This window comes from Paraburkholderia sp. RL17-383-BIF-A, from assembly GCF_046028015.1.
Lineage (GTDB): Bacteria > Pseudomonadota > Gammaproteobacteria > Burkholderiales > Burkholderiaceae > Paraburkholderia.
On record NZ_JARESR010000017.1, the window covers coordinates 125,281 to 151,462 of the forward strand.

Genomic DNA, 26,182 nt, shown 5'->3' on the forward strand with positions numbered 1-26,182 from the left:
ATAAATATCCCAAGGAGAATTCTTCATGTACGGCATTAAACGATTGGCTCGTGCGAGCGCCTGGTGTGTCGCGGCAACCGCCCTGGCGGTGCTGGTGAGCGCATGCGGCACGGTGCATCAGACCTCGGGCCCCGCGCTCGCGCGCGGCGACAAGGTGGCGGTGGTGTCGATCGCCAACTACACTGAAACGCCGGATGCCGGACATAGCGCCGAATCGATCGCGGCCAACACACTGCGCGCGGGCGGTATCGCCGACGTGCGCATCGCGCCGGCCGACGCGAACCGCAATTCGCTGTTCGACACGACGCAGCGCGCCGACAGCGACAAGTCGCTGGAATGGGCGCGTTCGCAGAACGCCCGCTATGTCCTCTCGGGCGCGGTCGAAGAATGGCGCTACAAGACCGGCGTGGATGGCGAGCCGGTGGTCGGCGTGACTTTCGAACTGATCGATGTGTCGAACGGCGCCGTGGTGTGGAGCGCGACGGGCACGCGTACGGGCTGGAGCCGCTCGGGTCTCTCGAGCGTGGCGACCTCGCTGATCGCCAAGGTTCTGTCGCCGTTGCAAGCGCGTCAGTAAGCTTATTCCCAAGGTTTCGGCTTGCGCCTGACATGCAGGCCGCAAGCTGAAACCCGACCTGTATAAAAGGAAATGGCCGTGAATACCGCAGCCGTGGAAAACAACCCGGGCGCATCCAAGCCGCGCCATGCGCATCCGTTCGGCAATCTCGGACGCGTGCGCCGCTTTCTGGCGCCCGCGGTGGCGCGGCCGTTCGCGATCGTGGAGACCGTCGTGCTCGTGCTGGTCGTACTGGCCGTGGCCCGCTGGCTTCATCCGGAAGACCCGTTGCTGCTGCACTCCGGTTTTCCGTGGCTGTGGCTGGTGTCGCTGCTGGTAGCGCTGCGCTACGGCAGCCTGCTCGGCGTGCTGACCGGGGCCTTTATGCTCGGCGCATGGGCGCTCTTTTACCCGCATGGCGGCTCGTTCCCCGCGTTGTATTTCGCGGGCGGCCTGATCCAGACGATTCTCGCGGGGCACTTCGGCGATACGTGGGGCAGCCGCGCCGAGCGCGCGTCCTCGCTGAACGATTACCTGAACGACCGTCTCGTCGCATTGACCAACAGCCACTACCTGATGCGGCTGTCCCACGAGCGGCTCGAAAAGGACCTGCTTTCGCGCCCGACCACGCTGCGCGACTCGATTACCGAACTGCGCCGCCTGTCCGTCTCCAACGATACGGCGCTCGCCGTGCCGGCGGTCGCCAAGGAAGGCCACCCGCTGGGCGGCGCGAGCGGGTTGCTCGAATTCGTCGCGCAAGCCTGCCAGATTGAAGTCGCGGCGCTGTATCCGGTGCGTGACGGCAAGCTCGGCACCGAGGCGATCGCACGGATCGGCGACGCATTCGAACTCGAAATGCACGACGAACTCGTCATGCATGCGCTCAACACGCTGAGCGTCGCGCACCTGAAGAACGAAGACACGGTCGTGCCGGTCAGCCAGTACCTGGTCTGCGCACCGCTGGTGTCGGCGGACGGCGAGCTGCGCGCGCTGCTGGTGGTCAAGCGGATGCCGTTCCTGTCGCTCAATTTCGACAATCTGCAACTGTTGCTGGTGCTGCTCGGCTATTACGCGGACGGCGTCGAGCATTCGGCATTCGTGCAGCGCATTCTCGACCGTGTGCCGAACTGCCCGTATGAATTCGCGCTCGATCTGAGCCGTCTCGCACGCCTGCAGCAAAAGGCGGGCGTGGCGTCGTCGCTCGTCGCGCTGGCGTTCCCGCGCGATGAAGAGGGCGACTCGCTGTTCGAGCATGTCATGCGCCGCCGTCGTTCGCTCGACGTGATGTGGCCGGTGCAAACGGCCAAGCAGTCGGTGCTGGTGAATCTGATGCCCGCCACCGACACGACCGGTATCGACGGCTATCTGGCCCGTATCGAAGCCAGCCTGACGGCACAGTTCAACACCGACCTGGAACGCGCGCGCGTGGGTGTTCATACGCTCCACCTCGAGGGCGACGATCCGGGCGCAGCGCTGGTGCGTCTTCTCAAACGAAGCGGCCTCGATGTCTAAGACACTTTCTCTCATCGTCAGCGTGCTGGCGGCCGTGGTGGCCGTGATTGTGCAATACCTGGCGATCGCGAGCCTGCTGCAACCGGCCGGCGCGATCGATCCGCTGCTGCGCTTTCTGGCGCTGCAGGCGGTGGCCGGACTCGCCGAGGCGGTCGCGTTCCGCTTATGGTTGCCGCTGAATTATCGCGAGCCGCGGGCGCTGTCGTTGCTGTTCCTGTGGTTCGCCTGCACGTTCGTGCCGGTGTTCGGCGGCCTCGTGGTGCTGACCAGTTGCATCTGGGCGGCGCTCTTTCCGGCCGGCAAGGAGAGCGATCAACTCACCGACGTGCCGCGCCCGGAATTCGTCACGTACCTGGTGTCGCGCGTGTCGCATGGCGGCGGCGCGCGCCTGCAGGCGCGCCTCGCGAATACCCAGGTCTCGCCGACCGACCGCTTGTCCGCCCTCGTGGCGATCCAGAGCATGCCGACCCGCACCACCGGCACGCTGCTGCGTGAGTTGCTGGCCGACCCGCTCGAAGACATTCGCCTGATCGCTTACGGCACGCTGGATCACGCCGAAAACGAAATCATGCAGAAGATCTTCCGCACCAGCAAAGCGCTGGAAGTGACCGGCAACGACACCGAGCGCCACGCGCTCAACCGCATGCTGGCCGAGCTCTATTTCGAACTCGTGTACCAGAACCTGGTGCAGGGCGCGGTCTACCGCCACACGCTGCAGCAGGCCGACCGCTATGCGCAGACGGCGCTAGAAACCGATCCGACCGATGCCGCGTTGTGGCTGATCCGCGGCCGTCTCGCATTGGCGAACGCGTTGCCCAATGCCGCGCACGAATACATCGCGCATGCGCTCGAACTCGGCTTTCCGCGTGAACGGCTGGTGCCGTGGCTGGCGGAAGCCGACTTCCTGCGCGGCGACTACGCGCGTGTCTCGCAGCTTCTCGCATCGCTGGGCAATGCTGCCGCGTTGCCCACACTCAAACCGGTTGTGAAGTACTGGTCATGATGAAAGAACTCCCGATCCGGCGTGCCGCCGATGCCGATGTCTGCCTGCTGCTCGAAGGCACGTTCCCGTTCGTGCGGGGCGGCGTGTCGAGCTGGGTCAATGAAATGATCCGCTCGTATCCCGAGACGCGCTTCGCGATTGTCTTTATCGGCAGCCGGGAACAGGACTACAACGGCGTGGCGTATGCGTTGCCGGACAACGTGGTGCATCTCGAAACGCACTACCTGTATGAGCAGGCCGTGGCGGACTTTCAGCCGCGCGCGGTGGCTGGCGACGCCGCGGCGTTCGCGCGCTCGCAGGCCTTGCACGACGCCCTGCGCGATCCGCGCAAGGCCCACGACGCCGGCGAACTGATGGCGAGCATGATCCCGATGCTCGGCGCGCACGGCGCGCTGAACGAGGAACAGTTCCTGTCGAGCCGCGCGGCATGGGACACCATCGTCGATCAGTATCAGAAGTACTGTACGGATCCGTCGTTTACCGACTACTTCTGGACCGTGCGGATCATGCACAAGCCGTTGTGGCAACTCGCGCGCGTGGCCGAGCAGTTGCTGCCCGCGCGTGTCTATCACACGGTATCGACGGGATACGGCGGCTTTCTCGGCGCGCTGATGCACTACCGCACGGGCCGTCCGTTGCTGATCTCCGAACACGGCATCTATACGAAGGAACGCAAGATCGACTTGCTGCAAAGCCAGTGGATTCGCGATAACCGGGGTGTGTTCGAACGCGATATTTCGCGCGTCAGCTATTTCCGCGAACTGTGGGTGCGTTTCTTCGAAGCGATCGGCAAGCTCGCGTACGACGCCGCGGACGACATCGTCGCGCTGTACGAAGCGAACCGTTTGCGCCAGGTCACCGACGGCGCGCGCGCCGAGCGTACGCAATGCATTCCGAACGGGATCGACGTCGACGCGCTGGGCCCGCTGGTCGCGCAACGCAAGCCGCGTTCGCACCGCGTGGTGGCGCTGATCGGGCGAGTCGTGCCGATCAAGGACATCAAGACTTTCATTCGCGCGATCTTCATTGCGTCGCGCACCATGCCGGATCTCGAAGGCTGGATCATCGGACCGGAAGAAGAGGATCCCGCGTATGCGCTCGAATGCCGTGCGCTCGTGGAGAGTCTCGGGCTCGGCCGCAATGTGAAGTTCCTCGGCTTTCAGCGTATCGACGACATGCTGCCGCAAGTCGACGTGATCGCGCTGACCTCGATCAGCGAGGCGCTGCCGCTGGTGGTGCTGGAGGGTTTTGCGGCCGGCGTGCCGGCCATCACGACGGATGTGGGTTCGTGCCGTCAACTGATCGAAGGCATGGATCCGGAAGATCGCGCGCTGGGTTCGGCCGGCATGGTGGTTCAGCTCGCGGATCCGGCGGCATTCGCCCAGGCGGTGCTGTCGCTGCTCGCCGACGAGACCCGCTGGCATGCCGCGCAGCAGGCAGGACTCGCGCGCGTGCGCCGTTATTACACCAAGAAGCAGATGATCGACCGCTATCGCACGCTGTATGAGCGCCTTGCCGCCATGCCGGATCGCGAGCGCAACGGCAAGGCCGCCGACGCGGCGCGCTGCCCGATGCACCATGGCAATCAATCCAAGGCCGAGCCGCGCGTGCAGCCGGTGCAGCCCGTTCAATCGCAGGAGACACGCTGATGGCGGGTATTGGCTTCGAATTGCGCAAGATCATGCGCCGCGACACGCTCGCGGGCGTGGCGCGCGCTTATGCGTACGCGGGCCTGATCAGCTCCGGACCGCTGATCCTGTCGATCTTCGGCATCCTGATCATCGGCTTGATCAGTCTCACCTCGGTGATTCCGACCTTCGCGATCGTGCAGTTTCAAGTGTCGGTCACGTATCTGATCGCGCTCAGTCTGATTCTGACCGGGCCGCTGCAACTGTCGTTCACGCGGTTCATTTCCGATCGCCTGTTCGAAAAGCGCGACGACCTCGTGCTGTCGAACTATAACGGCGTGGTGCTGGTGTCGTCGATTCTCGCCAGCGTGGTCGCGGTGATCGCGATGCTGGTGGGCTTCCGCGCGGAGCCGCTGATCTACCGCTTGCTGATGATCACGGGTTTTGTCGTGGTCAGCAATATCTGGATCGCCGTGATTTTCTTGTCGAGCGTGAAGCAGTATCGGCAAATCCTGCTGGTGTTCGCCGTGGGCTATGCGTGCGTGGTGTGCCTCGCGCTCGCGTTGAACGGCTATGGACTGGTTGGTCTGCTCGGCGGCTTCGTGGCGGGGCACATCGTTCTGCTCGCCGGATTGTCGGGGTTGATCTACCGTAACTACCGCAGCGAGCGTTTTGTTTCGTTCGAAGTGTTCGAGCGGCGCTTCGCCTATCCGAGCCTGGCGCTGGTCGGCTTGCTGTTCAACATCGGCGTGTGGCTCGACAAGTTCATGTTCTGGTATGCGCCGGGTACGGGCGCCGCGGTCATCGGGCCGCTGCGCGCCTCGGTGATTTACGACATTCCGATTTTTATCGCCTACGTGTGCGTGATGCCCGGCATGGCGACGTTCCTCGTGCGTATCGAGGCGGATTTTGTCGAGTACTACGACGCCTTCTACGACGCGGTGCGCAGCGGCGCGACCCTGCGCCATATCAACGAAATGCGCGACATGATGGTGGGCAGCGTGCGTGCCGGTCTGTACGAAATCATCAAGGTGCAGGCAGTCGTGCTGTTGCTGATCATCGCTTTCGGCGAGCGCGTGCTGGGCTCGCTCGGCATTTCACCGCTGTATATGCCGCTGCTGGTCGTCGACGTGGTGTCGGCGAGTTTGCAGGTGCTGCTGCTGGGCTTGCTCAACGTGTTCTTCTATCTCGACGGGCGGCGCGTCGTGCTGCGGCTCACCGGCGCATTCGTCGTGCTGAACGGACTGTTCACGGGCATTACGCTGCGACTCGGGCCGGACTTCTACGGCTACGGATTTGCACTGGCGTTGCTGGTCGTGGTGGTGGCAGCCGTGAAGGTGCTCGACCGCAAATTCATGTCTTTGGAATACGAAACGTATATGTTGCGGGGTTGAAGAAAAAGGCGTTGCTGTTTTCGACTCGGCCTCGCGCTCGGCCTGCTGTTGCAAAACGGTGAGAACGTGGCGCGCTTCGCGAGTCGAGCCGGCGCGCCCGCACCCTCAGGCTGACACCGTTCGACTCCGGATTCCACCATGCATCAGTATCACTTTGGCCCGCTTCTGCGGGCCGCCCGCGCGCGCCTTGCCTTCCATGCCCATTCTAGCGATCGTGTTGCGCGCCGATGGATCAGCACGGCTGCCGTCGTCGCCGCTACCGGCTTGATGGCCGCTTGCGGCGGAGGCGGGGGCGGTGCGTCCGGTTCGGGTGGCTCGGCTGCGGCATCGGCGTCGCCGGCCAGCGGCAGCGGGACCAACGCCGCCAACTCGACCAACTCGACCGGTTCGACGAACGCGAATACCAACACCGGCACCACCACCCAGCCGATGAGCCCCGCGCCGGTGATCTCGTCAGCCCGCGCGTTGCCGGTCTCGCCGGTTTGGGCGGTCTATTACGGCCGGGGCAGCGCGATCGACATCGCGCAGGCCGCGGCCATGTTCAAGCTGATCGTGATCGATGCGGATCCGGGCACCGGCACGCCTGCCTTTTCCGCCGCGCAGATCGCGGCGTTGAAGGCGAATGGCGCGAAAGTCCTCAGCTATCTGAATTTCGGCGCTTGCGAGAAATCGCGGACTTACTGGAACACGGTGCCGTCGGGCTTCGTGTCGTGCGGCGCGAATACCTCGGCGCAAATCAGCAAATATCAGGGCTACCAGGAATACTGGATGAACCCCGCCAACGCCGACTATCAGAATCTGATCGTCAACTACGTGGCGGCGCGTCTTGCGGCAACCGGTGTCGACGGGTTCATGCTGGATAACTTCGAGATCGTCGGACACGGCGCCAGTTCGTCCGCCGCTCCATGCGATGCGACGTGTGCGCAGGGCGGGCTCGATCTCGTCAAGCAACTGCGTGACCGCTTTCCGGATCTCGCGCTGGTGCCCAATGCCGCGCCGGTAGAGGCTATCGGCGGGACCACGGGAGGCGTATCGTTTCCGTGGCTGATCGACGGCGTGATCGCCGAGCAGGTCTTCCTGCCGTCGAGGAGCACGTCGGTGGTGCAACAGTTGAAGTCGTGGCAAAGCACCGAGCAGAACCTTGGGCGCAGCGGGTTCTTTGCGGGATCGCTCGACTACACGTCGTCATGCACGGCGAGTTCGACCGCGCAAACCGCGTGGACGGCCGCGCTGCAGGCGGGGTTCAGGCCGTCGATCTCGACGGTGTCGCTCGACAGCATCTGCTGGTGGTCGTTCCTGCCGTCAGGCAGCTAACGCCCGCCACCTGATGCGGGCGGCTTTGCCCATACAACATGAAAGAGGACCTGGCTTTGCCTGAGCACGAACACGACCACGACCACGACCGACGCTGTTCTCCCTTGCGCGCACTGCTGCGGCGTGTGAGCCGGCTCGCGCGCATGGCCGCGCTCGGCGCGCTGGCTTCGGTGGCGCACGCGCAGGGCGCGGCGAACGCGCCAGTGGGGCCTTCGGTGGCGCTGTACTACGGCGCGAATCCGCCCGTCGAAGACCTGGCGCCATTCGACGTCGTGGTGATCGAACCCGACGCGCGCTTCGATCCACGTGCGCATGCGAAGGCGCATCCGGCGTGGTTCGCCTATGTGAGCGTGGGGGAGGTGAACCCGCATCGCTCGTATTACAGCGCGATGCCGTCAGCGTGGATGCCGGGTGTCAATGAGGCGTGGGCTTCGCATGTGGTCGATCAGACGGCGGCCGATTGGCCGGCGTTCTTCGTGGACAAGGTGATCGCGCCGCTATGGAAAAAAGGCTATCGCGGCTTTTTCCTCGATACGCTCGACTCCTACCACCTGATTGCCAAAACCGACGCCACGCGAGCCGCGCAGGAAGCGGGGCTGGTGCGGGTCATCCGCGCGATCAAGACGCGTTATCCGCGCGCGAAGCTGATCTTCAACCGCGGCTTCGAGGTGTTGCCTCAGGTCCATGATCTCGCCTACGTGGTGGCGTTCGAATCGCTGTATCGCGGTTGGGATGCAGGCAAGCAGCGCTATACGGATGTGCCGCAGGCCGATCGCGACTGGCTGCTGAAGCAGGCGGCGATCATCCGCGATCAGTACAGGCTGCCGGTGCTCGCCATCGACTATTGCGATCCCGCGGACGAATCATGCGCGGCCGCCACTGCCGCGCGTATTACCGAAGCCGGGATCGTGCCTTACGTGACGGACGGCGGACTCGCAACCGTCGGCGTGGGTCCGGCCGAACGGCAATGAGCGGTCGAGCCGCCCGAGTTGAATCGATATAAAGGGGAATTTCGCATGGCTTTGAAAGGCACGATTCTGGTAACCGGCGGCGCCGGCTTTATCGGCTCGCATACTTGTGTCGAATTGCTGAACGGCGGCTACGACGTGGTCGTGGTCGATAACCTCGTCAATAGCAACCGCGAATCGCTCCAGCGCGTCGAGCAGATCACCGGCAAGCGCGTGGCGTTCTACGAAACGGATTCGCGCGATGAAGCCGCGTTGCAACGCATTTTCGACGCCCATCCCGTGACCGGCGCGATTCACTTCGCGGCGCTCAAAGCGGTGGGTGAGTCGGTCTCGAAACCGATCGAGTATTACGACAACAATCTCGGCAGTCTGCTGACGCTGCTCGCGGTCATGCGTGCACGCAATGTGAAGCAGTTCGTGTTCAGTTCGTCGGCCACCGTATACGGCGTGCCGAAGACCTCACCGATCGACGAATCGTTTCCGCTGTCCGCCACCAATCCGTACGGCCAGACCAAGCTGATTGCCGAACAGGTGCTGCGCGATCTGGAAGTGTCGGATCCGTCGTGGCGTATCGCCACGTTGCGCTATTTCAATCCGGTTGGTGCGCACGAAAGCGGTCTGATCGGCGAAGATCCGGGAGGCGTTCCGAACAACCTCATGCCGTATGTCGCGCAAGTGGCGGTGGGCAAGCTGGAGAAGCTGCGAGTGTTCGGCGGCGATTACGACACACCGGACGGCACCGGCGTGCGTGATTACATCCACGTAGTGGATCTCGCGCGCGGACACCTGGCCGCGCTCGACGCGCTGGTCGAACGCGATGCGAGCTTCGTCGTGAATCTCGGCACGGGGCAGGGCTATAGCGTGCTGGACGTGGTGCGTTCGTTCGAAAAGGCGTCGGCGCGACCGGTGCCTTATGAAATCGTGGCGCGCCGTCCAGGCGACGTGGCGTCCTGTTTCGCCGACCCGGCCGCCGCTGAAAAGCTGCTCGGCTGGCGCGCGCAGTACGGCATCGAACGTATGTGCGCGGACCACTGGCGCTGGCAGTCGACCAATCCTGCCGGTTACGCCTGAGGCTCAGCTCGATTCGGGGCGGCTCGCCCCATCCGATACAACATCTCGTGGGAAAGCAATTTTATGTGTGGCATTGTCGGCGCGGTAGCGCAACGTAACATCGTCCCGGTTCTGATCGAAGGACTGCGTCGTCTGGAGTATCGCGGCTACGACTCGTGCGGCGTCGCCGTGCTGGCCGCGGCCGGTCCGCGCCGCGCGCGCAGCACCGCGCGGGTCGCGGACCTCGATACGCAGGCGCGCGAGACGCATCTCGAAGGCGGCACGGGCGTCGCGCACACCCGTTGGGCGACGCACGGCGCGCCGGTCACGGACAACGCGCATCCGATCTTTTCCAAGGACGAACTGGCGCTGGTGCACAACGGCATCATCGAAAACTACGAGCCGTTGCGCGAGATGCTGCGCGCCAAGGGTTATGTGTTCGTTTCGCAGACCGACACCGAAGTGGTCGCGCACCTCGTGCACAGCCTGTATCGCGGCAATCTGTTCGAGGCGGTTCGCGAAGCCGTGAAGCAGCTGGACGGCGCGTATGCGATCGCGGTCGAGCACAAGGCTCATCCGCATCTCGTGGTGGGCGCGCGGCAAGGTTCGCCGCTGGTCGTCGGCCTCGGTGAAGGCGAGAATTTTCTCGCTTCCGACGCATTGGCTTTGGCCGGCGAGACCGAGCGCTTCATCTTCCTGGAAGAGGGCGACGTGTGCGAGTTGACGCTTGAAGGCGTGCGGGTCGTGAGCCGCGACGGCGCCGACGTGCAGCGTGAAGTGCGCACGGTCGCAGCCTATGGCGGCGGCGTGGAACTCGGGCCGTTCCGGCATTTCATGCAGAAGGAAATTTTCGAGCAGCCGCGCGCGATCGCCGACACGGTGCCGCAAGGCGAGTCGCTCGATGCCTCGCTATTCGGCGAACAGGCGGCGGACGTGTTTGCGAATATCGACAGCTTGTTAATCCTCGCTTGCGGCACGAGCTATTACTCGGGACTGACGGCCAAGTACTGGCTCGAATCGATTGCGAAGATTCCGACGCAAGTCGAAATTGCCAGCGAATACCGCTACCGGGATTCGGTGCCCAATCCGAAGGCGCTGGTGGTGGTGATTTCCCAATCCGGCGAAACGGCCGACACGCTCGCAGCCTTGAAGCATGCGCAATCGCTGGGGCATACCCATACGCTGTCGGTTTGCAACGTGGCGACGAGCGCGATGGTGCGCCTCACGTCACTGTCGTTTCATACGCACGCGGGCCGCGAGATCGGTGTGGCATCCACGAAGGCGTTCACCACGCAGCTGGTCGGCCTGTTCGTGCTTGCCGCGACGTTGGGCAAGATCCGCGGCACGGTGAGCGCCGCGCAGGAAGCCGACTATGTGCGCCAGTTGCGCCATCTGCCGGCTGCGTTGAACGCCGTGCTGGCGCTGGAGCCGCAGATCATCGCGTGGTCGGAGAAGTTTTCCGGGAAGGAAAGCGCGCTGTTCCTCGGACGCGGTTCGCACTATCCGATCGCGCTGGAAGGAGCGCTCAAGCTCAAGGAGATTTCGTACATTCATGCGGAGGCTTATCCGGCCGGTGAGTTGAAGCATGGGCCATTGGCGCTTGTTACGGATGCGATGCCGGTCGTGACGATCGCACCGAACGACACGCTGCTCGAAAAGCTGAAGTCGAATCTTCAGGAAGTGAAGGCGCGTGGGGGCGAACTGTATGTGTTCGCCGACGCCGACACGCGCATCGGCAGTGAACCCGGCATTCACGTCATCAGAATGCCGGAGCACTATGGGCCGTTGTCACCGCTTCTGCATGTGGTGCCGTTGCAGTTGCTTGCTTACCATACGGCGTGCGCGCGTGGGACCGATGTCGACAAGCCGAGAAATCTGGCGAAGTCCGTTACGGTGGAGTAGGGCGCCGTTGACCGGGGCGGGGTTCTGTTGCTTCTGAATCATTGGAGCACGGAGCTTGTCCCGGTCTGGATCGGGCTGCTGCGAACTGCTTCGACTTCTGCCAAATGGCGCGTGTCCGCAACTCCTGTAGCCCAGTTGCCTTTTTCGTTTCGACTGACGCACGGCGCGCGGTCAACGGGTTCGGTTTGGCTCACGAAATTCGTTCAATGCCGCACCCGCCTTCAGGCGGTTTCCGTTTGACGGTTCTGGCTATCCGCGTCGCTCGATGAAGCGGGGCGCAACGGAATCGCATCGATTGCCCAGCTGACCACCTCGCGGCGCGCCGGACCGGGCACCGCGCACGCGACGCGCCCCGTGTACTCGCGCGCCAGCCGTTCTTCGTCGATCCGCCAGCCGCGCGCTTCGAGTTCTTTCACGCGCTTTCGAAACGCGATCTGCAAGGCGTCGGATTTGACCGACACTTCCTGCTGCCACGTATCCGGCACGCGCTCGGGGCGCACGCGTTTCAGGACTTCGTGATCCTGTTCGAAGATCCGCAGATTGCGCGCGATGGTGTTCCGGTCGAACAGCGGCGAGCGCAGGAAGGTGCGGCCCATCATCCACCAGGTGCGCGTGCGGTTCGCGTCGACGGGGACGTGTGCCGAGACGATATGGATCGTCCAGCCGTCGCGCGGCTTCAGTTCGAGTGTTGCGCACGGTCCGGACAGGTGGAAGCCGGGTGTCGTCGCGACCTCGACATGTTCGCCGGTCGGCTTGCGGCGCAGCCAGCCGCTACGCACCGGGCGGCGCATCGTCATTCGCGCGATCGCGCTCCATTCGTGGCTTTCAATGTCGAACGCCGCGATCTCCGGGTGATCCGGGTCGCCGAACGTCGAACCGTGAACGAATGGCGCGTGTGCGAAGTCCAGACCGTTTTCGACCACCCGGTCCCAGCTGGCGTCCCAGTCGAAATGGCCGCGCACGACGCGCACAGCGGGATCATCGACCCAATCCAGCGCAGGCAGCGGCGGCCGTTCATGTTCCGGCAGATCGCCGATGAACGCCCAGATCCAGCCGAAGCGTTCCTGCACGGGATATGCGTCGACACGTGCCTTGGCGGGAATCCGCAAGTCGGGCTGCGCGGGGATGTGGGTGCAGACGCCGTCGCCACCGAAGCGCCAGCCGTGATAGGGACATTGAACTGTCTCACCGACTTTGACGCCCGCCGACAGCGAGCCGCCGCGATGCACGCAGATGTCGGAGAGCAGGCGCGGCTGGCCTGTAGCGTCACGAAACGCGACGAAAGGCTGGCCGAGCAGTCGCACCGGCATCAGCGCGTCGGTCAGTTGCGTGGAAGGGGCGACGACGTACCAGAGATTCTTGAGCATGAGCAATGTTTCGTCAGAGCACCACACGGTGCCGTGGAGGTCGGTCGGAATTCCGAATGGCAGCCAACGCCGTGTATCGACGCAAGCTCGCGTGTTGATGCAAGCGGTGAAATCGTGCGCTTGCACCGCACTCCATTTCGGTAATCACTGACCTACAATATAAGGATGGTCGCGACCTGATAAGGAGGCTACCATGACTCAGTCCATGATCTACTTCGTTGTCGGCCTGGCGGTCGTGTTGGCGGCTGTGTTGATGGTTGCGCGACGATACAGGCGTGATCACCCTGCGGATGGAATGACCCATTGGCTTGATTCGCACCACATGGGCTGGCTGCACCGGCACAGACACTAATGCCGCATCGCAAAATCGAAAAACCCCGCGTTGCAGCGGGGTTTCGTGCGATATGTATTCCTCGGTGGCCCTACCGCTGAGGGCGAGACTTTAGCCGGATTGTCCCATCGGCGTGGCCCATCAAGTCTCTATCCTGCGCATCGCTCATTGAATCCGGTCCGTGACCCGGCCGGCAAACGTCCAGCCCTGATCCTGTCTCCAGATGTAGGTATAGCCGGTCGGGCCGTCGATAAACACGGTGATCGGCTGGCTCGTACCTCGGTTATCCTCACGTCGCGACGTTCCCACTGGTGTAACCCGGCCCTTGGCCGCCTTGGGCGCCGCATCTGCGGCGTCGAGCTTCCAACCGTCAGCCGGAACATACGTGAGCCGCATGGTGCCGCCTGCGGGAGGCTGGACGAGCAGGGTGAGCGGGGAATTCGCATTGCTCGCCTGCGCTTTACAGGGCGCCGCCGCGTCGTACCCCGTCGTGGTCGCTATGCTTGCTTCATGAGCGGGGTCGCCGTCGGTGGCGGCGAAACTGATATGACCATACGTTGCAGACATCAACGCTGCCAGGGTGGCCGTGATCATTGCGGCACGTCGATTTGAGCGCTTCATTGCCGTTCTCTCCTACCTGCGGAAGTGGGCGACGATTCCGACGCACTCGTGACGTGTGCACCATCTGGAAGGTGCTGGACCCACGGAGCGATGCCCTTCCGAAAGCAAGACGGAAATTACGAAAGTATTTTGAAGGAGCCGCGGCTGAAGGAGTTTTGTCGTTCCAACGGCGACGGCCGCGGTGTTGCGCGGTGGTGCATTGAAGGCTGACGGTCTGCATAAAATGGCCGCTCGGGCACGTAACGCGACACGCCGACGCCGGAGCCAGGTCGTGGATGGCTATCTTGTGTGGGTTGTGTGACCTTCGAATGCGGAGACGATGCCGTCAATCATCGCTGCGATGCGCGCGGTATGCCGAAGGTCCTGATGCGTGACGAGCCAGATTTCGTAGACCGCCCCACGTGCGGGTTCGGGCCATAGCTGGACGAGGCCGTCGTGTTCAGCCAGATGTATCGGAAGCTCACCGATGCCGAGGCCGGCCTTTACCGCGGTACGCAGCATCAGGCTGGAATTGAAGGTCGATACAATGCGCCCGGCATGTATCGGTTCGCCAGCAAGAGCGCCAGCAAGCGTCGGTGAGCGACTACCTGTCCAGCTTCCCTGGTAGACGACAAGATCGTGGCCCGCGAATGCGGAGCCGGCAACCGGCTTGCCGTGCTGCTCCAGATAAGCGTTCGATGCAAAGAGCGCCATCGGCCAGCGAGCGAGGCGCCGCGCAACAAGATCGGGATTATCCGGCCTGACTGAGCGGACCGCGATATCCGCTTCACGCTTTGCCAGATTCAGCATGCGCGTCGACGTGTCGAGCAGGACGCGCACTTCGGGATGCGCGGCATGCAGGCGTTCGATGGCGGGCAACAGGAATTCGAGCGCGATCGAGTCGGTGCTGGTGACTCTTACGTCCCCCGCAAGGCGCGTATCCGTGCCTTGCGTTCGTCTGACGAGTTCGTGTGCGGAGTGCTCCATTTTCTCCGCCGATTTCAGCGCGGCCTCCCCTGCGGCGGTCAACGCGTAACCCTCAGAGGTACGCAGGAAGAGCGTTGCACGAAGGGCGTGCTCCAGTGCCGCAATCCGTCTGCCGACCGTGGCCTGATCGAGGTTGAGTGTCCTCGCCGCTCCACGGAGCGTTTTTTCGCGCTCCACCGCGAGAAACACTCGCGCGTCATCCCAGTCCATCGTGCCGCTCTCCTGATGCAAATTTGCATCTCTCCATGTGAATAATGCTGCGCGAATTCATCAATGTCGAGGCCTATACTGATTTCAAGTGTCCTCGTTCACTGATCCTCCCGGATTAAACGAGCCTCATCCATAGAAGGGGTGGTATCCATGTCTGCTTCAACTTTTCGCGTACCGTCGTCGATGACGGCCATCGAGATCAAACAGCCCGGAGGTCCTGAGGTCCTCGTGCCGACTACGCGCCCGGTTCCGATGCCGGCCTCCGATCAGGTTCTGATTCGTATCCACGCGGCGGCCGTGAACGGCCCAGACGTTTTCCAGCGCAAAGGGCTTTATGATCCGCCCGCCGGCGCTTCGGACATTCCAGGGCTGGAAGTGGCAGGTCAGGTGGTTGCACTAGGCTCCGACGTGTCCCAATTCCAGATCGGCGAACTGGTGTGTGCATTGATTCCCGGTGGTGGCTATGCAGAATACGCGGTCGCGCACGCCTGCAACACGATGCACATTCCCAAGGGCCTGACGTTGGTGGAAGCGGGGGCGATGCCCGAAACGTTTATGACGGTATGGCTGAACCTGTTCCAGCGCGGCAAGCTGGTCGCCGGGGAATCGGTGCTGATCCATGGCGGTGCGTCCGGTATCGGCACCACGGCGACCATGCTGGCGAAGACATTCGGCGCTGCGAAAATCATCACGACGGTGGGTTCCGAGGCGCATCGGGAGGCTAGCCTGGCGCTGGGTGCGGACGTCGCAATCAATTATCACGAAGACGACTTCGTCACCGAAACGAAGCGGTCTACCGACGGACGAGGCGTCGACGTGATCCTCGACATCATTGCCGGTGACTACGTGGCCAGAAATTATGACGCCGCGGCGATGGATGGGCGAATCCTCCAGGTGGGCGTGATCAAAGGGCCGGCGAAGGATCTCAACCTCGTGCCGATGTTGACGAAGCGTCTGACGCATATGGGCTCGACTTTGCGATCACGCACGTCCGCGGACAAGGCGACCATCATCAATGAACTGGAGCGGCAGGTCTGGCCGCTCATCGAGAGCGGCAAGATCAAGCCGGTTGTCTACCAGACTTTTGCGCTTGCCGACGCTCGCGGCGCTCACGAACTGATCGATTCCGGTACTCACTTCGGAAAAATTGTTCTTACGACAGGCGCCGATCTCATTGGCTGAAGAAGCGCTTTTTTTTGAAGGTCGCGGTCAGACGCATGATCTGCTCGACGATCGGCCGAAGAGGGTTTGTAACGGGAGGGAGATTGATCGCATCTGAATGACCCAGACGGGTCTTCAGGAAGACGAAGTCTAGCCGGCCCCAGAAGATAGTGTTGAAGCGCCACCAGAACAAAGCGCCCCAGCATGCTTCTGGCAAGGCGCCACGGACCGCAGTCATTCGATACCAATGAGGGTCCGCTGCAAGCCGATGCCGCGGGCAGACCGTGAAGCGATGGCTGAACTCGAAGGCCGGCACCGGCGTTCATACAGTTTGAAAATGGCCCCTGCCACTATCTCGTGGCGAGAGAACGAAGTAGTTTGACTGTTTCTGCCGATCGCAGATTGGCAGTCACCGCTGTCGCTCGACCATCTTCACCGACTACAGTAGAACTTCGCCGAAAAGTATCGCCGCGTATCAACGATACAATTGGGCGGCCCTCAATATAATCCACTCGAGGTGCCGCGAAAGGTGGCGCGGTCGTCACGCGCCAGATCGGTTGTCCGGAAGTGTTGTACTGGCACGCAATGCCAGTCTCGTGGAAGACAAACAAAGCGATCAGATCGACAGGAGCGGGTCATGTGCGTTCGGTACGCTGAGTGGCAGCTTGCAATCGCGCAGACAAATGACGAGGTCGTTTGACCATGCCCGCGCTCCGGATGCATTGGTCCTGCGGCGCGTCATCGGCGTGCGCCGCCCTGGCCTTCACCCTGTTGCCCTGTCTGTCGAATGCACAGGCCGGGCCGGGCCAATCGACGCGCAATACCGTGGTCGGCGGCGACGTGAAGCAACATGCCAACGCCGTGCTCGCGATCATGACCTACACAACGGTTCCGGACGTTACGACCAGTAACCTGTCGGTCAATAGCGGCACCACCGGCAATCCCGGTTTCGGTCAGACGCAGTTTGGCGGCGGTTTCACCATCAGCAAATCCGTCCCGTTGTACCTGGAGGGCACGCTCGCCTATAGTCGTTACGATCCTATCTTTATCGCTACAAATGGCGCCGAGCAGCGTGCGGTGCCGACAAGATGGAACACGTTCAGCGGCACGGTGGGCATCGGCTGGGATTTCCGGATCACGGATGAACTGGTGTTCCGTCCGATCCTGAATGGCACGATTGGACGTGTTTCAAGCGATCTGAAAGTGGGGCAGTCCATCTTCAATCACGTCACTGACCGCAACCTGCAATTCCTCGAAAACGGCTCGCTTGACGCGTACGGCTACGGTGGCTCACTCATGCTCGACTACGAGCACTACCGCGAGAACTATGAAATCGATGCCGAATTGCGCGCCACCGACATCTACCTGCGCAGCTTCGGCGGTTCGTCGGAGGCCGTTCAGGGTTCGGCCATGGCGCAGCAAGTGAGCCTGTGGACCCGCTGGCGCGCGCCTACCGGCTGGCATGCACTGGACCGGCCGATCCGCTATGTGCTGGAAGCCGCTTATTCCCACTACTTTGGCGACAGCGCCGGCGTGCTGGGGTTCAACGACCTCACGTCGTTGGGCGTCGGACTGGAACTCGATAGCAGCAAATATCCGATCTTCATCACTCGCACTCGCGCGATGGTGCGATACGTGTTCGGACACAACGTGCACGGTGTGTCGCTCGGGTTTGCAATGAGTTTTTAGCTTTTTGCGGACCGCACGGTGCGCCTGATTCTGGTTGCGCGTAGCCACGCGCTAGCGCCTGGCTGTTTTTCCGCCAAGCAGGAAATGTGGCCAAGCGCATGTGACCAAACCCATGTCGCCAAACCCCATTGGCTGCAGAGTCGCAGCGATAAACGCAAGAGCCGGATTCCGGTTCCGGACCTAACGCCGGCCGTCCAGTCGCGGTGTAGTATTCGACCATGCGGGCGTTCTCGCCCGGCCTCGACGGCTTGCGGATTTCATGCATCCATGACGTTGACGGCAATCTGGTTAAACGGTCTGGACACCGCTCCAACGAAACGCATGGCGGCGTCGGCCATGTCAACGACATCGGTGGGGAAACATCATGTCAACCGAGTGGAAGCGCCGCGCCAGGCTCTTTATCCAGCGTTTCTGGCAGCCGACCAGCGCGTGCATGACCTGCATGCCAGGGAGCTGGGGCAATGTCATGAGTTTTGCCCACTGGGCAATTGCATTCCATACTGGTCTGCTCACCGGACTCCTCGCCGTACTCCTGACCTTCACACCTGCGGCGAAGCTCTACACGCATCGATACGGCAATGCGCTTGTCGTCGGCGTCCTGACGACGATAGGCGACGCTTATTCGCACGCAAGTCATTACCGCATCCCGTATGTCGAGCACATTGTGACGGGTGCTATTTCCGGTCTCCTGGCGTTGATTGCCTCCTATCTCTTCGAAAACCGCGCGCGTCGCCTGCGGGCGGCGTGGGCGTGGGTTGTCGGATAGCTTGTCCGTCGACTCTCTGAATCCTCACGCTCGAACCGAATACGCGCTAAAGATTCATTCCCGGACGCCGATATGCAGATCGGCACGCCCATCTTGCGGCGCGTTAGCCGACGGGCACGGGAACACTCGGGTTGCGATAAGTCGATAGGGGATTGAAAGAGTATGCAGATCAAGAAGACCAGCGTGCTGACCGGCGTGTCATTGGTGTCCATCGCCCTGTTGTCCGGGTGCGCCCAGTTCGTGCCGGTCAAGGACATAGCCCGGGACAAGCCGGGGTATCTCGCAACGCATTTCAGCATCGAATCGTTGCCTTCCGGGGTGCGCGACAAACTGCCCGCTCCAGGCGAGCACACGCTGCCGTTCAAGATTCTGACGATGTCGGGCACGCTGTCAGGGCACGTCGGCGCCGTCGCGATGAAGAGCGATTTCAAAGCCACACTGATCAACGCCAAGGACACGGGTTTGGTCCAGCAGGTGCTCGAGACGTCGTCTAACGACGTACCGAGCGGCGCGACGTTCAGCCTTTCGTACCTGAACGTGTACAGCCTGAAACAGGAGACGGCTTCCTACTCGCAGACAATGGCGTTCATTCCGTTCGTCGTGCATGACAGCGACAACAACCAGTTCGCGTTCGATGCGCCGAAGGAAGATACGACGTACACCACAACCTTCAAGGTCGGCACGACGGTGCAGATCACCAACTTCCGCACGACCGTGTCGCGCTGTCACACGGGCCACTACTATCCGGCTTCGCAGGTCAATGCCACGCTTACCGGCAAGGCGATCGACTTCGACTGCGAGGACACCAAGGACGGCATCATCCAGAACAAGACGCGTCGTACGTATCTGACCGAATACGGTATTGGAGTGAGCCGTTCGCTCGCGACGTCGACCGCGAAATTCGACTGGACCTATAGCGACTTCGAAAAAGACGGCGAGAAAGCGCCGACCCGTTTCGGCAAACCGGCGAGCGACAAACCCATCTGATCCGGACGCGTTTTTCACAAGCTTGAAAAGTTCGCACACTCATCCGATTGCGCAAATACCTGTATGGATGTACAGTAGCTCGCAGTGCGTTTCGTCACGGCGAGCAGGTACTATTTCGCGATATTCTTCACGCCGGGCGTGAACCGCGCGAAAGAGCATACGGAGAGAACATGTTTCGAATTTTCGGCTTGGGCGCAATGCTGCTCACGGTGGCTTCGACGGGAATCGCCGGGGAGCACTACGTCGAGATCTGGAACCCGCCAGAAGCGCGAGCGAGCATGCCGCATCGCCCGGCTGGAGCACGCAAGCCGGCAGCGGGCAGACACGTTGGTCCGCATGCCGTGGCGGTGCATGCGCGGCGTTCGCCGGCAGCGCCGGCAGCAGTTACGAAGCTCGCCGCGAAGACGGATACGCGAGAAAACGTGCCCGTGCACGTACCGGACATGACCGAGATTCCACGGCAGATAACGCCGGAGGGCAATGTATTGCGTGTGGATTCGCGCGGTGCCACGGCTGAGGTCATGCGCTAATGGAATCCGAGACTTATCACGGCTACACCGTCTGGGGGCATGCCATCCTGCAGCAGGAGGGCATATTGCAGCCCGAGCGGTATGGAGCGAGCGGAACCATTACGCAAGCCGGCAAGCTGATCGAGGCGTCGGGCATTCTCGCCCACTTCGATACTGAAGAAGAAGCGCAACGCGCAGGTTTGGAATGGGCGCGCGCCTGGATCGACAGTCACGGGTAACCCGGCCTTCACCGCAGTTGCGTCACCGCGAGCAGCAACACCATGCTGCCGATCGCGCCATCCAGCACACGCCAGGCCGTCGCCCGCTTGAAGAGCGGCGCGAGGGCGCGCGCGCCGTAACCCAGCCCGATGAACCAGATTCCGCTGACCGCCATCGCGCCCAGCGCGAAGGCAACCCGCGCGCCTTCGGGTTCGCGTGCGCCGGCCGTGCCGATCAGCAGGAACGTGTCGAGATACACGTGCGGATTGAGCCACGTGAAGGCGAGCGTCATCAGAATGATCGGTACGGCGCGCTGCACGGGTGCCGCGCCACCGCTGTCGCTTTCCAGCACCGCGTGTTCCGGCCGCACCGCGCGGCGCAACGCGTTGACTCCGAACCACGCCAGATAGGCGAGCCCGACATACAGCATGGCGTGCACGAACACCGGATAACGCTCGACCAGCACAGATGCGCCGCCGACGCCCGCGCCGATCAGAATGAAGTCCGACAGCGCGCACAGCGCGACGATCTTGCCGACGTGCGAACGCATGATGCCCTGACGCAATACGAAAGCGTTTTGCGCGCCGATGGTGACGATCAGGGATGCGCACAAAGCGGCGCCATGGGAAAAAGACAGCCAGTTCATAATCGATCCAGTAGACGGGAGAAGCGAACGGGGCTAGTCTGCGGGTTCGCTTGGAATAAGAGAAGCTAATTTACTTAACGCCGATTAAGGAACGCTAATGCTCGATTATGCGTTGCTCGACGCGCTGGCCGCCGTGGTACGTCACGGCTCGTTCGACCGCGCCGCCAGCGAACTGAACGTGACGCCGTCCGCGGTGTCGCAGCGGGTCAAGCTGCTCGAAGAGCGCGTGGGCAGCGTGCTGGTGAAACGCGGCCAGCCCTGCGTCGCGACCACTTCGGGCGCGCTGCTGTGCCGGCACACCGAACGCGTGCAATTGCTGGAAGCGGAGTTGACCGGCCGCCTGCCGGCGCTGCCCGGCGCGCTGGTCGAACCGTGGCCGGCGCTGCGCGTGGCCGTCAACGACGACAGCGTCGGCACCTGGTTTATCGATGCGGTCGCGCAATTTTGCGTAGAGCGGGAGATGTTGCTCGATCTGGTAATCGACGATCAGGACCATACGGCGGAGCGGATTCGCGACGGCAGCGTGCAAGGCGCGGTCACTACGCAAGCCGAGCCGGTGCAAGGTTGCCGCTCCACGCGTCTTGGGCGGATGCGTTATCTGGCGGTCTGTTCACCGGACTTTCTCGCACGTCACTTTGCAGGCGGCGTGACGCGCGAGAGCTTGCGCCACACGCCGTGCGTCGACTTCAATCCCAAGGACCAGTTGCAAAAGCGCTTCATGCGCCGCATCACGCGCGCGGAACTCGATCCGCCGTTGCACTGGATTCCGCATGTCGCCGGTTTTTTGCGCGCCTGCGTGACGGGCCTCGGCTGGGGCATGTGCCCGGAGCGCATGATCGCCCCGCATCTGGCCAACGGCGAACTGGTGGAAATGGCGCCCGGCAAGCCGATCGATGTCGACCTGTACTGGCAGAGCTGGCGTTTGTCGATCGGTTGGCTCGACGACTTCGGCGTGGTGCTGCGCAAGCGGGCGGCAGAGTTTCTGGACTGAAAGTCCGCCCGGCGTAACCCGACTCGCGGCGAATCGCCGACGCAAGCCGACCTGCGTTTCGCTCAAATACCAGGCGGATGAGGGGGATGAGAGGGATAAAAGGGATGAGGCGGGTGCTGCGGAAAGCGCAGACTGAAAGTGGTGCGCACGTGCGCCACGCTTTCCACGCTGCATTCGCCTTGATGTTCGTCCATGATCGACTTGACGATGGCAAGTCCGAGACCTGTGCCGCTCGCCGAGTTATGGCGCGATGGATCGACCCGGTAGAACCGGTCGAAGATCCGCTGCAGATGCGGACTGGCGATACCCGCACCGCTATCCGACACCGACAGCAGAGCATAGCGCCGGCGCTCGTCGCACTGCACGTTGACAACACTGCCGCGCGGCGCGTGGCTCAATGCGTTTGAAATCAGATTGCTCAGCGCCCGTTGCACCAGCGGCACATCGCCTTGAAAGTGTGCATCGCCCGATACGACGATCTCGACGCCGGCATCCGCAGCCATGGTTTCGTAGTAGCCGGCGATCCGCATCGCCTCGCTGCGCGCGTCGACAGACTGCAGCGCCAGCCGGTGGTGACCGCTATCCGCGCGGGCGAGAAACAACATGCTGTCGATCAGACGTGCGAGACGCTGGAATTCGTCCACGCTCGATTCGATCACGCCGCGATATTCATCCGCGGAACGCGGTTGCGATAGCGCCACCTGGGCTTCGGCCAGCAAGTTGGTGAGCGGAGTGCGCATGTCGTGCGCGAGATCCGAAGAAAACTGCGTGAGGCGCGTGAAGGACTCGTGCAGGCGGGCCAGCATCCGGTTGAAGGCGCGGCTCAACTCCTTCAGTTCACCCGGCATGTCGTGCTCGGGCAACGGCCGCGCAAGATGGCTGCTGGAAATCCGTTCGGCACGCGCCGTCAAACAGGCTAGCGGCCGCAGGCCCAAACGGGCGATCGACCACGCGAGCAGCGCATTCACAAGCGTCCCGGTCGCGATGACAAACAGCACGTTGAGCGCGTAAGCGCGCAATAACGCGTGTTCGCTAGTCGCGTCGTATTGCACGACCACGCGCACCTCGGTGCCGGACAGGTCGCCGAGCGGCGCCGTCGCCACCAGAAAGCGCAGCGGCTGTGTCCTCGCTGACACGGGTACGGGAGCGGCGCCGGCGCGCACGGTCATCGTTTCCGCATTCGGCCAATAGCCACTGGTGCGGATGAGCGGTGCGCTGCGCGTGTCGAACAATGCGATATCGAGGTTCTTGTGACCGTGCAACTGGTTGTGCCAGGTCGCACGATCGGCGCTGACCGTCGCGAGATCGGGCATGGTGCGCAGGCGCGTTTGCAGCGTGGCGAGGGTGGTGGCCATCTCGTGACCCGACGTCGCTTCTAGGCGCGTTTTCAGGCCGTGGTACAGCAACAGGCCGTTGAAAACCAGCACTGCCGAGGTCGACAGGGCGAACAGGATCGACAGCCTGCCGCGCAAGGTGCGTGGCAGGAGTCGCACGGGCGGTTTCATGGTCCGCGCTATCGCGCGCGGACGCATTGCCGCGAATAGACTTCGCATCATGGCAGGGACGTGTGGCGCTCTTCCAGTACGTAGCCCATGCCGCGTACGGTGTGGATCAACCGCGGTTCGTAGTGGTCGTCGACTTTCGCGCGCAGGCGCCGGATCGCGGCGTCCACGACGTTCGTGTCGCTGTCGAAGTTCATGTCCCACACCTGGGAGGCGATGGTCGAGCGAGGCAGGATTTCTCCCTGACGACGCATCAGCAGCCACAGCAACGCAAATTCCTTGGCCGTGAGCAGGATCGTGTCGCCCTGGCGCGTGGCCTTGCGGCGCGTCAGATCGAGCACCAGATTCGACACTTGCAACGAGGCGGCGTCGCGGGCTTGTCCGCGCCGCAGGATGCTGCGGACACGGGCCAGCAGTTCGGCAAAGTCGAACGGTTTGCCGAGATAGTCGTCGCCGCCCATTTCGAGGCCGCGCACCTTGTCGTCCACCTCGTCTCGCGCGGTGAGCAGCAGCACCGAAGTCGAATGCGTGCGGCGCAGGTTTTTCAGCACCGTCCAGCCGTCCTGGCCGGGCAGCATGACGTCGAGGATGATCAGGTCGTAGTCTTCCGTCAGCGCGCGATGCTGGCCCGTCACGCCGTCTTCCACCCAGTCGACGGTAAAGCCCGCCTCGGTCAATCCCTTTCGCAGGTACGTGCCGGTTTTGATTTCGTCTTCGACGATCAGGATACGCATGGTGTTTTCTCCGGTGACGCTTTTCAGCGGCCCATGCGCGTGACGGGACTGCATGACAGGGAGGCATGGGATGCCTCCAGGCTCTGATCTGCTGCGGGCAGAGGGTTCGACGGGCGCGTCGACGTGCGCGCCATGGCGGAAAACACTTCGAGCGAGAGCAGGCCGCGCGTGAACAACGCGCCGTCCTGGCCACCCGGCTTCCCGGATAATGACGCGGATGCGGATGAGGATGCGCAGGACGGCTGGCCGCCGTCGAACAAGCCGTCAGGCTGATTCCACCAGAACGCCAGGGAGCTGATCGCAATGACAACCAGGGCGGCCGCCAGCGAGACCGGCCGTTCGATCTGAAGCCGTTCCCATTGCGCCGGGAAGCCCGCGCCGAAATGGGCGATGCGCATTGTCAGGCTTCGCATTCTTTGAAAATGCCGCATACGGTACGAGTCGAAAGTGAAACGGCCTCATCGTACGATTTGCTGCTCGATTTCAAGATGAGAGCAAGATGACAATTTCGTCATATATCGCGCATGCATCTTCGGTTGCGGTACTTGATGCGCATGGTGGCTTCCGCGTGGCACGCGGAGTGGCTTGCGCGGTAGGCGCCGAATTGCGCCACGGTGAAGGGTGTCGGTGGACGATGGCCTGTGGCGACTCACGATACCCGTGAGTCGCCTCGTTTCGCTCAGTGCAGACGGATCACCGGATGCACGCGTCTGCGCAGCCAGTGGCTCGCCGTGTCGAGCGCCATGCGTGCGAAACCGGTCAGCGTCATGACGTGGCGCCGATAAATGAGCTTGTAGACGGCAGTAGCGAGCCAGCCGTCGACGAACACCGGTTGCGTCAGCAGGCTGCTGCTGAGGCTGCCAATCGCGCCTTCACGCCCGAAGCCGACCAGCGTGCCGGCGTCCCGATAGCTGAACTCCGGCAGCGCTTCACCCGCCACGCGGCACTTCAATGCGCGCGCGAGAAACAGCGCCTGCTGGTGCGCGACCTGCGCACGCGGCGCGAGGAACGCGCCTGGGTTGTCGGCGGGGCAGGCCGCGCAATCGCCCAGACCAAACACGTTCGCGTCGTTCGTGCACTGCAGTGTGCGATTCACGTTCACCTGCGCGTTGCGGTTCACCGCGATGCCGTCGAGCGTGCGCAATACCGGCGGCCCCGCGATACCCGCTGTCCAGATCGCGATGTCGCTGGCGAGCGGCGCACCGCCTTCAGTCAGCACGGCGTCGGCGCGTACTTCGGTGACGCGTGTCGCGCTCAACACTTCCACGCCGAGGCTGTCGAGCATCCGCTGCGCGCGCGCCGAAATCGTTTCGGACAGCGCGGGCAGTACGCGCCCGCTGCTTTCGATCAGGCGGATGCGAAAGTCGCGCACCGGATCGAGCGAAAACGGGCTGTAGCGATTCAGCAAGCGCACCGTGTCGCGCAGCGCCGCGGCGAGTTCGACGCCGGTCGCGCCAGCACCGATGATGTTGATCGACACCGGCGTGTCCGCTTGCGCGGTCCGCGCGCGGCGCGCGTGATTGGCGCGCAGGCAGGCGTCGAGCAGCTTGCGGCGGAAGGCTTCGGCATGCGCGACCGATTCGAGCGGCAATGCATGTTCGGCGGCGCCGGGCACGCCGAAATACTGCGTGACGCTGCCCATGGCCAGCACCAGTGTGTCGAAGGCGATCTGCCGTGACGGCAGGATTTCGCGGCCGTTGGCATCGCGCAGCGCGCTCAGGGTGATATGACGCTGCGCGCGATCGAGCGCAGTGAGCTCGCCCTGTTCGAATTCGAAGCCGTGCCGTTGCGCCTGTACCGCATATTGCAGTTGATGCGTGGCGGGATCGAGCTGGCCCGAAGCGGCTTCGTGCAGCAGCGGCTTCCAGAAGTGCGTGGGCCAGCGGTCGACCAGCACGATGTGCGCGAGACCGGCGCGCCCGAGCGATTCGCACAGACGCGTGGCGAGCCCAAGTCCGCCCACGCCGCCACCGACGATGACGATCCGATGCGCCGCCGTGTTGTCCGTCCGTTGCGCGTGTTGCATATGCTGCGCACGCTGCGTTGTTGCGCCTGCCTGCTGATCGATTCCGACCATGATCGCTTTCCTCCGAACGTTATTCCTGCCGGGCCGGTGATGGCGCTGCGTGGAGCGCGGTACCGAAGATTTCCCGGTT

The 26,182-nt window shown here is 62.9% G+C and carries 26 protein-coding genes; 17 read left to right on the top strand and 9 right to left on the bottom strand.

Annotated features, from left to right (window positions below; genetic code table 11):
* Window positions 1-25: 25 nt before the first annotated feature.
* From P0D71_RS20455 to glmS, 9 genes are all read left to right on the top strand, one after another.
* Complete coding sequence (locus tag P0D71_RS20455) at window positions 26-577, top strand: LpoB-related protein (protein WP_408296848.1); 552 nt, start codon at window positions 26-28, stop codon at window positions 575-577.
* Between the two features lie 78 nt (window positions 578-655).
* The gene (locus P0D71_RS20460; protein WP_408481794.1) at window positions 656-2,068 is read left to right on the top strand and encodes a PelD GGDEF domain-containing protein; all 1,413 of its coding nucleotides are present in this window, start codon (window positions 656-658) and stop codon (window positions 2,066-2,068) included.
* On the top strand, window positions 2,061-3,071 hold the full coding sequence (locus P0D71_RS20465; protein WP_091795218.1) for a hypothetical protein: 1,011 nt from the start codon (window positions 2,061-2,063) through the stop codon (window positions 3,069-3,071). The genes P0D71_RS20460 and P0D71_RS20465 overlap by 8 nt, the downstream gene beginning before the upstream one ends.
* The gene (gene pelF, locus P0D71_RS20470; RefSeq protein ID WP_408186573.1) at window positions 3,068-4,720 is read left to right on the top strand and encodes a GT4 family glycosyltransferase PelF; all 1,653 of its coding nucleotides are present in this window, start codon (window positions 3,068-3,070) and stop codon (window positions 4,718-4,720) included. The genes P0D71_RS20465 and pelF overlap by 4 nt, the downstream gene beginning before the upstream one ends.
* Window positions 4,720-6,093 carry an exopolysaccharide Pel transporter PelG gene (pelG, locus tag P0D71_RS20475; RefSeq protein WP_408186572.1) on the top strand — a complete coding sequence of 458 codons (1,374 nt, stop codon included), beginning with the start codon at window positions 4,720-4,722 and terminating at the stop codon, window positions 6,091-6,093. Before pelF ends, pelG begins: the two co-directional genes overlap by 1 nt.
* A 138-nt stretch (window positions 6,094-6,231) precedes the next feature.
* The gene (locus P0D71_RS20480) at window positions 6,232-7,407 is read left to right on the top strand and encodes a glycoside hydrolase family 191 protein (protein ID WP_408481796.1); all 1,176 of its coding nucleotides are present in this window, start codon (window positions 6,232-6,234) and stop codon (window positions 7,405-7,407) included.
* A 38-nt stretch (window positions 7,408-7,445) separates the two neighbouring features.
* Window positions 7,446-8,378: an endo alpha-1,4 polygalactosaminidase gene (locus P0D71_RS20485; protein ID WP_091795210.1), complete on the top strand. Its 933-nt coding sequence runs from the start codon at window positions 7,446-7,448 to the stop codon at window positions 8,376-8,378.
* 45 nt (window positions 8,379-8,423) lie between these two features.
* Window positions 8,424-9,446: a UDP-glucose 4-epimerase GalE gene (galE, locus tag P0D71_RS20490; protein WP_091795207.1), complete on the top strand. Its 1,023-nt coding sequence runs from the start codon at window positions 8,424-8,426 to the stop codon at window positions 9,444-9,446.
* Window positions 9,447-9,509: 63 nt separating this feature from the next.
* Entirely contained in the window at window positions 9,510-11,327 is a 1,818-nt protein-coding gene (glmS, locus tag P0D71_RS20495; RefSeq protein WP_408481798.1) for a glutamine--fructose-6-phosphate transaminase (isomerizing), read from the top strand.
* Between the two features lie 221 nt (window positions 11,328-11,548).
* Here glmS and P0D71_RS20500 read toward each other — a convergent pair whose 3' ends face one another.
* Window positions 11,549-12,694 carry an aromatic ring-hydroxylating dioxygenase subunit alpha gene (locus P0D71_RS20500; RefSeq protein ID WP_408481800.1) on the bottom strand — a complete coding sequence of 382 codons (1,146 nt, stop codon included), beginning with the start codon at window positions 12,692-12,694 and terminating at the stop codon, window positions 11,549-11,551.
* Between the two features lie 193 nt (window positions 12,695-12,887).
* On the opposite strand from P0D71_RS20500, the gene P0D71_RS20505 reads away from it, so the two are divergent.
* Complete coding sequence (locus P0D71_RS20505; RefSeq protein ID WP_408343033.1) at window positions 12,888-13,046, top strand: hypothetical protein; 159 nt, start codon at window positions 12,888-12,890, stop codon at window positions 13,044-13,046.
* A 144-nt stretch (window positions 13,047-13,190) separates the two neighbouring features.
* On the opposite strand, the gene P0D71_RS20510 is transcribed toward P0D71_RS20505, so the two are convergent.
* The gene (locus P0D71_RS20510) at window positions 13,191-13,646 is read right to left on the bottom strand and encodes a hypothetical protein (RefSeq protein ID WP_408481802.1); all 456 of its coding nucleotides are present in this window, start codon (window positions 13,644-13,646) and stop codon (window positions 13,191-13,193) included.
* A gap of 279 nt (window positions 13,647-13,925) precedes the next feature.
* Entirely contained in the window at window positions 13,926-14,822 is an 897-nt protein-coding gene (locus P0D71_RS20515; RefSeq protein WP_408481803.1) for a LysR family transcriptional regulator, read from the bottom strand.
* 183 nt (window positions 14,823-15,005) lie between these two features.
* On the opposite strand from P0D71_RS20515, the gene P0D71_RS20520 reads away from it, so the two are divergent.
* Window positions 15,006-16,004: an NAD(P)H-quinone oxidoreductase gene (locus P0D71_RS20520; protein ID WP_408481804.1), complete on the top strand. Its 999-nt coding sequence runs from the start codon at window positions 15,006-15,008 to the stop codon at window positions 16,002-16,004.
* On the opposite strand, the gene P0D71_RS20525 is transcribed toward P0D71_RS20520, so the two are convergent.
* Entirely contained in the window at window positions 15,994-16,299 is a 306-nt protein-coding gene (locus tag P0D71_RS20525) for a hypothetical protein (RefSeq protein ID WP_408481805.1), read from the bottom strand. The genes P0D71_RS20520 and P0D71_RS20525 overlap by 11 nt on opposite strands.
* Before the next feature lie 401 nt (window positions 16,300-16,700).
* On the opposite strand from P0D71_RS20525, the gene P0D71_RS20530 reads away from it, so the two are divergent.
* The 5 genes from P0D71_RS20530 to P0D71_RS20550 all read left to right on the top strand — a co-directional run bounded on the left by P0D71_RS20530 (window position 16,701) and on the right by P0D71_RS20550 (window position 20,173).
* The gene (locus P0D71_RS20530) at window positions 16,701-17,672 is read left to right on the top strand and encodes a hypothetical protein (protein ID WP_408481806.1); all 972 of its coding nucleotides are present in this window, start codon (window positions 16,701-16,703) and stop codon (window positions 17,670-17,672) included.
* Between the two features lie 364 nt (window positions 17,673-18,036).
* Entirely contained in the window at window positions 18,037-18,438 is a 402-nt protein-coding gene (locus P0D71_RS20535; RefSeq protein WP_091795193.1) for a hypothetical protein, read from the top strand.
* 162 nt (window positions 18,439-18,600) lie between these two features.
* Entirely contained in the window at window positions 18,601-19,425 is an 825-nt protein-coding gene (locus P0D71_RS20540; RefSeq protein ID WP_408481807.1) for a hypothetical protein, read from the top strand.
* Window positions 19,426-19,595: 170 nt separating this feature from the next.
* Entirely contained in the window at window positions 19,596-19,955 is a 360-nt protein-coding gene (locus tag P0D71_RS20545; RefSeq protein ID WP_408296882.1) for a hypothetical protein, read from the top strand.
* Window positions 19,955-20,173, top strand: coding sequence for a DUF6566 family protein (locus P0D71_RS20550; RefSeq protein ID WP_091795184.1), 219 nt, complete (start codon window positions 19,955-19,957; stop codon window positions 20,171-20,173). The genes P0D71_RS20545 and P0D71_RS20550 overlap by 1 nt, the downstream gene beginning before the upstream one ends.
* Window positions 20,174-20,181: 8 nt before the next feature.
* Here the strand turns inward: P0D71_RS20550 and P0D71_RS20555 are convergent, their stop codons facing one another.
* Complete coding sequence (locus P0D71_RS20555; RefSeq protein ID WP_091795181.1) at window positions 20,182-20,799, bottom strand: LysE/ArgO family amino acid transporter; 618 nt, start codon at window positions 20,797-20,799, stop codon at window positions 20,182-20,184.
* A 97-nt stretch (window positions 20,800-20,896) separates the two neighbouring features.
* Between P0D71_RS20555 and P0D71_RS20560 the strand changes: the two genes are divergently transcribed.
* Complete coding sequence (locus tag P0D71_RS20560; protein ID WP_091795178.1) at window positions 20,897-21,790, top strand: LysR family transcriptional regulator ArgP; 894 nt, start codon at window positions 20,897-20,899, stop codon at window positions 21,788-21,790.
* Window positions 21,791-21,852: 62 nt separating this feature from the next.
* On the opposite strand, the gene P0D71_RS20565 is transcribed toward P0D71_RS20560, so the two are convergent.
* From P0D71_RS20565 to P0D71_RS20580, 4 genes are all read right to left on the bottom strand, one after another.
* Window positions 21,853-23,295: a heavy metal sensor histidine kinase gene (locus tag P0D71_RS20565; protein WP_408481810.1), complete on the bottom strand. Its 1,443-nt coding sequence runs from the start codon at window positions 23,293-23,295 to the stop codon at window positions 21,853-21,855.
* Between the two features lie 47 nt (window positions 23,296-23,342).
* Window positions 23,343-24,026 carry a heavy metal response regulator transcription factor IrlR gene (irlR, locus tag P0D71_RS20570; protein WP_408481811.1) on the bottom strand — a complete coding sequence of 228 codons (684 nt, stop codon included), beginning with the start codon at window positions 24,024-24,026 and terminating at the stop codon, window positions 23,343-23,345.
* Window positions 24,027-24,049: 23 nt separating this feature from the next.
* Window positions 24,050-24,424 carry a hypothetical protein gene (locus tag P0D71_RS20575; protein ID WP_408296888.1) on the bottom strand — a complete coding sequence of 125 codons (375 nt, stop codon included), beginning with the start codon at window positions 24,422-24,424 and terminating at the stop codon, window positions 24,050-24,052.
* Between the two features lie 281 nt (window positions 24,425-24,705).
* Complete coding sequence (locus P0D71_RS20580; protein ID WP_408481824.1) at window positions 24,706-26,052, bottom strand: NAD(P)/FAD-dependent oxidoreductase; 1,347 nt, start codon at window positions 26,050-26,052, stop codon at window positions 24,706-24,708.
* Between the last annotated feature and the right edge of the window lie 130 nt (window positions 26,053-26,182).

Coding starts and splice junctions, on each gene's coding strand:
- P0D71_RS20510 (WP_408481802.1), bottom strand. CDS start 13,646: ATGAAGCGCTCAAATCGACGTGCCGCAATGATCACGGCCACCCTGGCA.
- pelG (WP_408186572.1), top strand. CDS start 4,720: ATGGCGGGTATTGGCTTCGAATTGCGCAAGATCATGCGCCGCGACACG.
- P0D71_RS20545 (WP_408296882.1), top strand. CDS start 19,596: ATGTTTCGAATTTTCGGCTTGGGCGCAATGCTGCTCACGGTGGCTTCG.
- P0D71_RS20550 (WP_091795184.1), top strand. CDS start 19,955: ATGGAATCCGAGACTTATCACGGCTACACCGTCTGGGGGCATGCCATC.
- pelF (WP_408186573.1), top strand. CDS start 3,068: ATGATGAAAGAACTCCCGATCCGGCGTGCCGCCGATGCCGATGTCTGC.
- P0D71_RS20530 (WP_408481806.1), top strand. CDS start 16,701: ATGCATTGGTCCTGCGGCGCGTCATCGGCGTGCGCCGCCCTGGCCTTC.
- P0D71_RS20575 (WP_408296888.1), bottom strand. CDS start 24,424: ATGCGCATCGCCCATTTCGGCGCGGGCTTCCCGGCGCAATGGGAACGG.
- P0D71_RS20535 (WP_091795193.1), top strand. CDS start 18,037: ATGTCAACCGAGTGGAAGCGCCGCGCCAGGCTCTTTATCCAGCGTTTC.
- P0D71_RS20540 (WP_408481807.1), top strand. CDS start 18,601: ATGCAGATCAAGAAGACCAGCGTGCTGACCGGCGTGTCATTGGTGTCC.
- P0D71_RS20455 (WP_408296848.1), top strand. CDS start 26: ATGTACGGCATTAAACGATTGGCTCGTGCGAGCGCCTGGTGTGTCGCG.
- P0D71_RS20485 (WP_091795210.1), top strand. CDS start 7,446: ATGAAAGAGGACCTGGCTTTGCCTGAGCACGAACACGACCACGACCAC.
- P0D71_RS20560 (WP_091795178.1), top strand. CDS start 20,897: ATGCTCGATTATGCGTTGCTCGACGCGCTGGCCGCCGTGGTACGTCAC.
- glmS (WP_408481798.1), top strand. CDS start 9,510: ATGTGTGGCATTGTCGGCGCGGTAGCGCAACGTAACATCGTCCCGGTT.
- P0D71_RS20465 (WP_091795218.1), top strand. CDS start 2,061: ATGTCTAAGACACTTTCTCTCATCGTCAGCGTGCTGGCGGCCGTGGTG.
- P0D71_RS20580 (WP_408481824.1), bottom strand. CDS start 26,052: ATGCAACACGCGCAACGGACGGACAACACGGCGGCGCATCGGATCGTC.
- irlR (WP_408481811.1), bottom strand. CDS start 24,026: ATGCGTATCCTGATCGTCGAAGACGAAATCAAAACCGGCACGTACCTG.
- galE (WP_091795207.1), top strand. CDS start 8,424: ATGGCTTTGAAAGGCACGATTCTGGTAACCGGCGGCGCCGGCTTTATC.
- P0D71_RS20515 (WP_408481803.1), bottom strand. CDS start 14,822: ATGGACTGGGATGACGCGCGAGTGTTTCTCGCGGTGGAGCGCGAAAAA.
- P0D71_RS20565 (WP_408481810.1), bottom strand. CDS start 23,295: ATGAAACCGCCCGTGCGACTCCTGCCACGCACCTTGCGCGGCAGGCTG.
- P0D71_RS20555 (WP_091795181.1), bottom strand. CDS start 20,799: ATGAACTGGCTGTCTTTTTCCCATGGCGCCGCTTTGTGCGCATCCCTG.
- P0D71_RS20480 (WP_408481796.1), top strand. CDS start 6,232: ATGCATCAGTATCACTTTGGCCCGCTTCTGCGGGCCGCCCGCGCGCGC.
- P0D71_RS20520 (WP_408481804.1), top strand. CDS start 15,006: ATGACGGCCATCGAGATCAAACAGCCCGGAGGTCCTGAGGTCCTCGTG.
- P0D71_RS20500 (WP_408481800.1), bottom strand. CDS start 12,694: ATGCTCAAGAATCTCTGGTACGTCGTCGCCCCTTCCACGCAACTGACC.
- P0D71_RS20505 (WP_408343033.1), top strand. CDS start 12,888: ATGACTCAGTCCATGATCTACTTCGTTGTCGGCCTGGCGGTCGTGTTG.